The sequence below is a fragment of the Methanococcoides sp. genome (assembly GCF_030594565.1).
Taxonomy (GTDB): Archaea; Halobacteriota; Methanosarcinia; order Methanosarcinales; family Methanosarcinaceae; genus Methanococcoides; species Methanococcoides seepicolus.
In genome coordinates this window covers 1-10,358 of sequence record NZ_JAUVEY010000076.1, presented here as the reverse complement: position 1 = coordinate 10,358, position 10,358 = coordinate 1, and the positions used below count along the sequence as shown (strand labels likewise).

At 42.7% G+C, this 10,358-nt stretch carries 10 protein-coding genes and 1 pseudogene; 6 read left to right on the top strand and 5 right to left on the bottom strand.

The genetic code is table 11. From position 1 onward, the window contains the following. Window positions 1–127 precede the first annotated feature (127 nt). On the top strand, window positions 128–1,495 hold the full coding sequence (locus QAS77_RS07480) for a PKD domain-containing protein (protein ID WP_305064736.1): 1,368 nt from the start codon (window positions 128–130) through the stop codon (window positions 1,493–1,495). 318 nt (window positions 1,496–1,813) lie between these two features. Here QAS77_RS07480 and QAS77_RS07475 read toward each other — a convergent pair whose 3' ends face one another. Next, a complete protein-coding gene (locus QAS77_RS07475; RefSeq protein WP_305064735.1) occupies window positions 1,814–2,605 on the bottom strand; it encodes a cache domain-containing protein in 792 nt (263 codons plus the stop codon). Between the two features lie 19 nt (window positions 2,606–2,624). On the opposite strand from QAS77_RS07475, the gene QAS77_RS07470 reads away from it, so the two are divergent. Both QAS77_RS07470 and QAS77_RS07465 read left to right on the top strand, forming a co-directional pair. Beyond that, entirely contained in the window at window positions 2,625–2,762 is a 138-nt protein-coding gene (locus QAS77_RS07470) for a hypothetical protein (RefSeq protein WP_305064734.1), read from the top strand. A 382-nt stretch (window positions 2,763–3,144) separates the two neighbouring features. Beyond that, entirely contained in the window at window positions 3,145–4,041 is an 897-nt protein-coding gene (locus QAS77_RS07465; protein ID WP_305064733.1) for a cache domain-containing protein, read from the top strand. Between the two features lie 41 nt (window positions 4,042–4,082). Here the strand turns inward: QAS77_RS07465 and QAS77_RS07460 are convergent, their stop codons facing one another. The 3 genes and pseudogenes from QAS77_RS07460 to QAS77_RS07450 all read right to left on the bottom strand — a co-directional run. Then, entirely contained in the window at window positions 4,083–4,547 is a 465-nt protein-coding gene (locus QAS77_RS07460; protein WP_305064732.1) for a hypothetical protein, read from the bottom strand. Continuing rightward, a complete protein-coding gene (gene putP / locus QAS77_RS07455; protein WP_305064730.1) occupies window positions 4,516–6,003 on the bottom strand; it encodes a sodium/proline symporter PutP in 1,488 nt (495 codons plus the stop codon). The genes QAS77_RS07460 and putP overlap by 32 nt, the downstream gene beginning before the upstream one ends. Window positions 6,004–6,225: 222 nt before the next feature. Next, a pseudogene (locus tag QAS77_RS07450) lies at window positions 6,226–6,363 on the bottom strand (CRISPR-associated endonuclease Cas1); the annotation flags it as partial. Between the two features lie 137 nt (window positions 6,364–6,500). On the opposite strand from QAS77_RS07450, the gene QAS77_RS07445 reads away from it, so the two are divergent. Further along, a complete protein-coding gene (locus tag QAS77_RS07445; RefSeq protein WP_305064728.1) occupies window positions 6,501–7,085 on the top strand; it encodes a hypothetical protein in 585 nt (194 codons plus the stop codon). A 45-nt stretch (window positions 7,086–7,130) separates the two neighbouring features. Further along, entirely contained in the window at window positions 7,131–8,027 is an 897-nt protein-coding gene (locus tag QAS77_RS07440; RefSeq protein ID WP_305064726.1) for a cache domain-containing protein, read from the top strand. Between the two features lie 445 nt (window positions 8,028–8,472). Here the strand turns inward: QAS77_RS07440 and QAS77_RS07435 are convergent, their stop codons facing one another. Further along, window positions 8,473–8,817, bottom strand: a complete 345-nt coding sequence (locus QAS77_RS07435) for a hypothetical protein (RefSeq protein ID WP_305064724.1) — start codon at window positions 8,815–8,817, stop codon at window positions 8,473–8,475. Window positions 8,818–9,143: 326 nt separating this feature from the next. Between QAS77_RS07435 and QAS77_RS07430 the strand changes: the two genes are divergently transcribed. Then, on the top strand, window positions 9,144–9,848 hold the full coding sequence (locus QAS77_RS07430; RefSeq protein ID WP_305064722.1) for a phosphoribosyltransferase: 705 nt from the start codon (window positions 9,144–9,146) through the stop codon (window positions 9,846–9,848). Window positions 9,849–10,358: the final 510 nt, after the last annotated feature.

Below are 10,358 nucleotides of genomic sequence, written 5' to 3'. Positions count from 1 at the left end.
ATAACAACCTGACCAGCAACACGGCGACGGACAATACCGGCGACGGCATCAGTCTATCTGGTATCCCCTTCGGTCCTTTCAGTGGACCTTCCAGCTATAACATACTGACCGACAACACGGCGACGGCATCAGTCTAAATCTTTCCAGCTATAACAACCTGATTAGCAACACGGTGTCGGACAACGGCGAGGAAGGCATCGTTCTTCGTGATTCCAGCAACAACACGCTGGTCAACAACACTGCATCGAACAACGATAATTTCGGTATCTATCTGAATGGTTCCAGCAACAATCTCATCTACATCAATCACTTCAACAACACGAATAACGTTCTAGACGATAGTATGAACATCTGGAACTCAACAGAGATGCTATATTATACCTACGATGGTAGCAACTACTACGAGAACTATACAGGTAACTACTACTCCGACTACTCAGGTGCGGACAACAATGGTGACGGCATTGGTGACACACCCTATGAGGGGCGTGACAACTATCCACTGATGGACTGGCCGATTACATACGTGCAACCACCTGTGGCAGATGCCAATGGCCCCTATGTTGGTGATGAAGGTTCATCCATAACCTTTAATGGAAGCGGTTCCACCGATCCCAATGGAGTCATTGTTTTATATAAGTGGGATTTGGATGACGACGGAGAATTTGATGATGGTACAGGTGTTACTGTTCCGAATATATGGTATGACGACTATTCAGGGGCAGTTTCTGTCAAAGTTACCGATGAAGAAGGAGCCTCTGATATCGATACTACGACAGTAACTGTCAATAATGTTGCACCAAACATAACATCCCTTACCATGCATCCAAGTGAAGTAGTTAAAATTGACACTGAAATTAATTTAACTGCTACATTCACAGATCCCGGTTCTCAGGATACTCATACCTATACTATAGACTGGGGTGATGGAAACGAATCAGCTACTTTGGCCGTAGGTGTCCGTGCTGTGGATGCAAACCACACATATGCAACCACTGGCTTGTACAATGTCACATTAACTGTTGAAGATGACGAACTTGATAGTGATATAGAATTCAAGTATGTGATCGTTTGTGATCCAGATGGTGGATCTGTAGCCGGTAGAGGAAGTTTTGACTCACTTGCAGATGCATATGTGGATGAGCTGGACCTTAAAGGCATGGCAACATTCGAATTCGATTCAAAGTACAAAAAAGGTGTACCGACTGGTGAGACGCAGTTCGAGTTCGAGGACGCGGATCTGAAATTCCAGTCAGACAGCTATTACTGGATGGTGGTTGAAGGTCACAAGGCTACGTACAAAGGAAATGGTACGGTAAACGGTGAGGATGACTATGAGTTCCTGGTATCGGTAATTGATGAAGATGATGACCTGTTCAGGATAAAGATCTGGAATGCAACAACTGTCATCTACGACAATAATATTGGTATCGATGGAGACTATGCAGATCCGATAACGGAGATAGAGAAAGGTAAAATCCGGATCAAGACATAATCGTCTGCAAATAGGGACTATTCGTGCACATTCCTGGTGATTAAGCCGGGAGTCGTGCATTCTTTTTTTGAGCTAGAGTTACGATGATTGCAGGATTTTATGATCAAGTATACTACTTTGTAGTTAGAGATACTTTATAGTTAAAGTCAAGAGAAAAACCAAATGGGGCCGGGGAGATTCGAACACCCGACCCTTGTTTTAAGATAGACAAATTTCCTTACGTAAAGCCTTTTCTTCATCTTGACGGAATTGTACCGGCAAAAAAAGATGGATGCATCAAGGAACTGAAAAGGATATGGATGTATCCGTCCCTGTTATTTAGCTCAAATAGACTCCTGCACCGACCCACCAGGTATCGTCGACCTTTTGGACGTAGCTCATTTTGGGTTCAAGGGTCATATTGTGGGATGGGTTGTAGTAGTGGTAGAAGATGAAACCGCCGCCTTGCTGCGCCAGAAGGATCTCGACTCGGGTGTAATTAACCCCGTATGGGTCATGAAGCCCGGAGAGATCGGTTCCAATCAACTGGGGCTGATAGGGGAGCGCCAGGGTCGTTCCATTATAATCGAAGGCGTAGATGTAGAGATTGTCGCGTACAAACGTACCACTCTGGTCATTGAACTCCGCGATCGCGGCATCCTTTCCGTTCGTATGGGCATACTCAATCGCTTCCCCTACAAAGGATTCCAAGCTCTCTCTTACCTGGGGATCTGTGCCCGCCCTCACAACCGGCGAATCCTCCTGCGGATCGTAGATGCCGGCTCCGATGAACCATCCCTCGTCCACCATCATCACGTAGCTGAGTTTTTGTTTGACCGTGAAATTATCTGCAGGGTCTACATAGAGATACCGGGCGAAGCCCCCGTCGGACTGTGCGGTGGCTGCCATATCCTGGATAAATGCGGTGCCGTTCGCATCAGTAATGTTCCAACGTTTTGTCCCAATGATTTCGGGCTGGAATGGAAGGGCCAGTGTGGTGCCCTCGGTATCGTAGGCGAAGATATAGAGTTCGCCGTCAACGAACTGGCCAGTCTGATTATTGAACTCCCTGAGAGTGGCTTCCTGTCCATGGACGTGCGCATATTCATAAGCTATCTCGACGAATGCCACGAGCTCCCCCGGAGATACAGTGGAACTGGAAGCTGGCGACAGTGCGTCGGTCGGCGTTGCTTCCGATTGGTTCAGAGGAAGAGTTGTATCGGTGTTCGTACAGCCGGCACCAAGGACAGCTATCAGCACGAGTGTAACTATAAAAAGGATTGTATAAGTTCTCATACATAAGAATTAGAGTTTACACTAATAAATATTAGGGCCTTTCAAGATTTCTTCAGAATTCCAGCCATAATCTTCTTATGATCACAATTTTGTTCCTAGTCCCACATCGCAATATGTTTTAACGTTGAATACAATATATTGAATGAGAGTGGAAATTGTAGAAAACAAAGCGATTTTTGGGACTTGTGGGGTCTACAGGGTAAAATCGAGAACGTGGCGAATTGAGACGAACAAACGGTTGCATTACGTCTGCAATGCATCGGTTGAAAGCCCGCAGAAGCCTACGAATTTTAGTCGTAGAAGCAGTCACGAGATATTGAGTCAATAAGTCGCATTTGTTTCTAAGAACATATATGATATAGGAGTGTTGCGACATGATCGAGCTGAAGAAAGTAATTTGCGTTCTATTAATCCTTGTAATGTCCTTTATAGTTGCAGGGTGTGTGCAACCAGATGATACTGGTGAAGATGAACAGGGTATAGTTGAGGAACAGACTGAACTGGCATCCCAAAGAGAATTTACTGCCTCACAGGTCAATTTAGCCGTTGAGCTAATCGAGGAGGAAGGGGAGCAGGCCTTCCCACAGTTCAGGGAGAAAAACAGTCAATGGTTCCATGATGATTTCTACATATTTGTCTGGAGAAACGATGGAATACGTGTGGTATATCCACCTGATGTCAGCGGTGAAGGGCAGGATGTGAGCAATCTTGAAGACTTCAACGGTAAACCAATAGGCCAGATATTCATAGACATGGCCCAGAGCGAAGAAGGAGAGGGCTGGATTGATTACTACTGGCCAAAACCCGATGAGACCGAGCCTTCAATGAAACACACATTCATCAAAACGGCATCCTTTGATAACCAAACCTATATTGTGGGATCAGGGTTCTACGTTGATGACTATATCTATACCGAGACCCTTGAAGACGTTAATTATACCCGCTATGGAAACATATCCGTTGGATATCTTATCCACCCAACAACAGTTGATGGGGATCTGGATATAGATTACAGCTTTACACATGTGATAATCGATGCAGGAAAGTCTATTGAACCTCACATAATGAAGAATCCCGAGGTATACTATGTTCTTGAAGGCGAAGGCGTGCTCTACATCGAAGATGTGCCATTTGAACTGAGCAAAGGAAAGCTTGTCCACATACCTGCAAACTCAAAGCAGTACACGGAGAGCACTGGGGATGTTGATCTTGTGATCTTTGTTATCGATCAACCTGCCTGGGCAAAAGAGAATGAACAAATCTTGGAGTGATCTATCATTCCACCTTTTTTAAAGAGGTAAATATTAGTATCTCATCCAGCATATTTTCTTATATTTGATTTGGAATCACCCAAGATCAGTATTTTTTTAATAGTTTCTGCAAAATTACCGTTCAGCTCCAAAGTCTTCCTTAGAAGATTATACTCAACGTCATTTCCAGGAAATAGCGTAAAATCCTTGTTTTCAGCATGTATCTTATCAAGCGATGCTATCTGAAATTGACACCCCTGTTCCTCACTTGCATTAAAGGAACTTTCATTCCATTCTCCAAACTGTGGGATTTGGTCTTGCAGATTCTCATCAGCGGCAGTCCTTGCAGCAACTTCGTTTGATAATGCATCCCATAACTCATCAACATCGGATAGTGTACCTTCGACTTTTATCAACCAGACTTCTTTGTTGGGACTGTGCTTGATTATTTTATATTTGCTGAAATAGTTAGAATTAAACAAAAAAGGTAAAAGTTCAGACCGATCTCTGAACTTTCTCAAACTCATCCTTTATTTCCTGTTCCGGCTCCTCATCAAATCTGGTAACCAGCAGGATAGCAATGCTGGATAGTACGAATCCCGGTACGATCTCGTAGAGATCGAAGATTCCGCCTGAGAGTTGTTTCCAGACGATGACCGTGATACCACCAATGAGTATTCCTGCAAGGGCTGCATTCCTTGTCATCTTCTTTGAGAATAGTGAGAAGATGATGGCAGGGCCGAAAGCTGCACCAAATCCTGCCCATGCATAAGCTACAAGTTCAAGGACTGAACTTTCCGGGTCGAGTGCGAAATAGTATGCAAGAAGGGAGATTCCGATAACCGTGAACCGTCCCATCCAGACAAGTTGTCTCTGGCTGGCATCTGACTTGAAGAGCAGCGTGTATATGTCTGTAAAAGCAGAAGATGCCACAAGTAACTGTGAGTCAGCAGTACTCATTATGGCTGCCAGGATCGCTGCCAGCATTACTCCTGCAACGACCGGGTGGAAGAGGCTGTTGACCATTACTATGAACACGGTCTCGCTTGTTGCTCCTGCAAGGAACTCGGGAACAAAGACCCTTCCGACAAGACCGATGAACACTGCAAATATGAGGGAGATGGTGACCCATGACATGGCTATTGCACGGGACTGCTTGATCTCCTCAGGGTTGTTGATGGCCATGAAACGCACAAGGATGTGTGGCTGTCCGAAATAACCGAATCCCCAGGCCATGAGGGATACTATTGCCATCAATGAGATCATGGTCCCGTCAGAACCTGTTAATGGGCTCAGGAGGCTTGGATCGATCGTCCTTATGATATCAGTTGTCGAAGAGATACCTCCAAGTCCGTTCATGGCTGTTAAAGGTACTAATGTAATAGCAAGGATCATGAGCAGGGCCTGGAAGAAATCGGTCCAGCAGACTGCCATGAATCCTCCCATGAAAGTATAGAAGATGATGGCAAGCACTCCGATGGTAAGCGCTGTGACATATTCGCCCCCGAAGACCGTGCTGAAAAGCTTACCGCCGGCAACGAAACCGGAGGATGTGTAGAAGAGGAAGAATATCAGGATGAACAGGGCTGAGATCGTTCTCAGGAGTTTGCTCTTGTCACGGAAACGGTTCTCGAAATACACTGGAATTGTGAGGGCATCACCTGCTTCCGTTGAATATTTTCGAAGCCTCTTGGCAACGAACTTCCAGTTAAGGTATGTTCCGATTCCCAGTCCAAGGGCGATCCATATCGCTTCCATTCCTGCAAGGTACGCATAACCGGGTAATCCCAGAAGCAGCCAGCCGCTCATGTCCGATGCCTCGGAACTTAAAGCGGTTACCCATTTGTTCAGTTTCCTGCCACCAAGAATATAGTCGGACAGGTTCTCGTTTCTCTTATAATAGTAAAAACCGATCGCTAGCATAAAAAGCAGATATAATGCAATTATGATCGCAACACTCTGATCTCCGGATGTAATTTCCATGATAAATGATCTCCTGTGGACATTGGTCCTTGAATTGGTCTTGAGATACAGTTTTGTCGTTATTAATATTATAATTTTTCTGTGAGGCATTAAAATCCTTGAATAACGACTGTTTTGCGAAGCGATTCTGCTCCACATTTAATAACTTTAATATAATATTATATCAAAAAATCTATACTTCCAAAAAGGTGTATAGAGATGTTACGAAAAACAATCATCATTTTAACACTCGCTAACAGAAACTTCATTACCCCAAGTCTCCAACCTCTCCCTCACATGAGCATTGAGAGTAAACGGCTTATCACTCTTAGCGTTCTGCTTCATGTAATGGAGAGTACCCTTCGAGAATCCCATCTTCTTCCTTGTTGCCATTCATCTCCCTCCAAAACAAGAATTACAAAGCTTTATTAGTGCATTTGTACAATTATTGTATATGTATATTCAGCGGGGGTTTTGGATTATGTTCACATTAATCAAAGATAAAAGAGGAATTTTAAATGGAATCTAAAAAAAATTCTTTATCAACGTATCTAAGTATCTTTTTAATTCTGGTCCTTATCAACACACTCCTTTCAAGGTTTGCAATTGTCAATTCCCCGATATCTCCGGCTCCGGGTGTATCTGGAATATATTTTGCGGTGGCTTTCATGATCGCTTTTGGGCTGTGGTATGGAATGTGGGGTGCTCTATCTGCCTACCTGGGCTGTCTGATAGGTGCGGGGACTCTTATCGACATGCCATTTTCAATGAATATCATATGGTCCCTTGCAGATTTCTGGCAGGTTCTTATACCACTTGTTGCCTTCGTTTCACTGGGTGCTGATATCACCCTAAAGACTCGGAGAGATGTGGCCATTTTTCTTGTGTTTGGGCTTTTCCTCAACAATCTAGTGGGTGCTGTATGGGGCTCTTCCACACTTGTTGCCGGGGGAATCGTCCCATGGTCTGAATTCGGGAATGTTTTCAGGGGATGGTTCATTGGCAATCTGGTTGTTACAATCCTTATAACTCCTCTTCTGCTCAGGTTCGTAACACCCCATCTGCGCAATACAAGGTCATATGTCAGGGGTTATTGGAGCTGATGCTCTTTATTCTAAAAATAATACATGATATAGGAGTGTTGCGACATGATCGAGCTGAAGAAAGTAATTTGCGTTCTATTAATCCTTGTAATGTTCTTTGTAGTTGCAGGGTGTGTGCAACCAGATGATACTGGTGAAGACGAACAGGGTATAGTTGAGGAACAGAATGAACTGGCATCCCAAAGAGAATTTACTGTCTCACAGGTCAATTTAGCCGTTGAGCTAATAGAGGAGGAAGGAGAGCAGGCCTTCCCGCAGTTCAGGGAGAAGAACGGTCAGTGGTTCCATGATGATTTCTACATTTTCGTCTGGAGAAACGATGGAATACGTATGGTATATCCGCCCAATGTCAGCAGAGAAGGACAGGACACGAGCAATCTTGAAGATTTCAACGGTAAACCAACAGGCCAGCTGTTCATAGACATAGCTCAGAGCGAAGAAGGAGAGGGCTGGATTGATTACTACTGGCCAAAACCCGATGAGACAGAACCCTCAAATAAATACACCTTCATCAAAGCGGCATCCTTTGATAACCAGACCTACCTTGTGGGATCAGGGTTCTACGTTAATGACTACATCTATACCAAGACCCTTGAAGACGTAAATTACACCCGCTTTGGAAACATATCCGTTGGATATCTCATCCACCCAGCGAAAGTTGACAGGGATCTGGATATAGATTACAGCTTTACACATGTGATAATCAACGCAGGAAAGTCTATTGAACCTCACAGGATGAAGAACCCCGAGGTATACTATGTTCTTGAAGGCGAAGGTGTGCTCTACATCGAAGATGTGCCATTTGAACTGAGCAAAGGAAAGCTCGTCCACATACCTGCAAACTCAAAGCAGTACACAGAGAACACCGGGGATGTTGATCTTGTGATCTTTGTTATCGATCAACCTGCTTGGGCAAAAGAGAACGAACAAACATTGGAGTAAATTTTCAATCCACTCCAAATTTGACAGTCTTGACCCTTTTCAAAATAGAATGTGTTCTCTTTTGCCCCATTTTTTACTTTTTTTGTCAGGAAATCCGATTTGACAGTTTCAATAAATTTACTCAAATTGCCATGAAATGCCCCACTTTGACCGCAAAATCAATCTATTTATCGCATCACGATTGGCATTAATGTACTTTTTTGACAATGCCTGTCAATAATCCGATTGTAGCTAATACTGCAATCCACAAGACAGCAAATTCCAATGAAACAAAAACCGTCAATATAGCTGGTACAACAATAACCAAGCGGAAAGCACCAACTATAAATTCTAAAGTGAAACCGTTTCGTCAACAAACCCGCTGACATCTGTTGTTTTTGACCTAGGCAGAACCACTAATTTGATATTTCCACTTAAGATTAAAAAATAATGGTGAAGATCACCTTCAGATTAATCGATTCTGATGTTCAAATCCTGGGCACCATATTGGAGATTTATGGGCTACAACGGTTTCATATTTGATTAAACGATTCAACTTTTTACACGTGTACTCATATCCCCTTTCGCTTGGAAAGTCATTCCAGCATTTAAAATGTTCACATAAGGTGCAATCGTCGCATTTTAATTCAGGGTCATGGTAGTCTTCCCATTCTCCACACCACGTATCGACATCAGTTTCAGGGAATCCCTCAAGGGAGGGAGCATGCTTCCGACACTCTCCTTTAGCTTCCGAATTTACATCAATTATTGCCCAATTTTTGCAATATAAGCATTTTTTTATTGAATCCATACTGCCCCTTATATACAAACTTCTCACTCGTATAAAAATATTTACACTAATACCGATTCACTGCAACACAGCATAAGACGAGAACTTCTTCTTTTTCATCAATACAGAAGCTGCACCACTCAGCGCATCAACCTGGTCGTCGTGCGAACCTTCCGGAAACTGCTCAAGCTCTGCCAGGAATGCATTGATTCAGCTACCCTGCACAAGCTTGGCATGCTTGAAGATATTCTGGATAAAAAATGGTTTTGACCATCAACAAATGCATGGTTGAAACTAAATATCAATATCCGATACATTTTTACAGAATGAGAAATGATTCTATATTGATGGCAGCTGCGAATAAATATCAACCTGTTGATCGTAATGCATTTAAATGTGATTTGATAGGTTTTAGAGAAGTACACAATCTTTCTAAGACACTTTCTCAAAAAATAAAAGATTCGGGATATGTTCCTGACATCATAATTGCGATAGGCAGAGGTGGCTATGTGCCTGCTAGGTTAGTATGCGATTTTCTGCTTTTTGATGACCTGACAACAATAAAGATCGAGCACTACAAAAGAGCCGCAGACATTCAAGAGACGGCAAAGCTAAAGTTCCCACTCTCTGTTGATATTCATGGTAAAAAGATCTTTGTTGTGGATGATGTTACAGATACGGGTAAAACACTAAGTCTTGCCGTAGAATACCTGGAACGCCTTAAACCAGCAGAGATTAAAACGGCAGTCCTCCAGCACAAAACATGTTCAGATTTCGTGCCGGATTATTATGCTAAAAAAATTATTAAATGGCGCTGGATCATTTACCCATGGGCTGCTTACGAAGATCTTGCAGGATTTACCGAAAATATAATTGCTGACAGGACTTTAACCCCTAAACAAATTTGTAATGAATTTGATGCCTGCTACAGTATAAATATAAAAGGATCTGATCTGACAGAAATACTTAATGACTTGAATGAAAGGGGACGTATAGAGTCTATTGATGATAAAAGGAATATACTATGGAGAAAAGCAAACGTTTCGAAATAAACCGTAGATAAGTGTATTACATGTCCTTTGATTTGCATAAAAAAGAGTTCTTTAAGGATGTTCCTTCATAGCGTTAAATTCAGCAGTAACCTTCACAACATATCCAACCTTACCCTCACAGGAGACAATAAAGGCTCAAAACAATACTACGAATCGGTTTGAAGTACTAAGCCTTGAGAAGTCCTCAATTAAGCGATAAAGTTATGACTTGCTGGAAGCTAAATGAGGACATTGCCTACAAGGGCGTTTATTCTTCATTCTATTCATTCATCTAAATAGGTTGGAAAGAACATACTTCTCCAATTCCTCCAAAAAAGCTCTAGAAATATGAATTTATGGAAGATAGTGAAATGAATGCCGAGGCATGCATAGAAGATCACGTATGGGGTTTTTGGGGCATTATTGGAGAAAAATGAGAGTTTATGGCTGAAATATTAGAATCTGGAAAAGTCTAACCTTGGTAATTGTTCCCAGAATTGTTTTTTATAAAAACCTCTTATTTGCAATTAT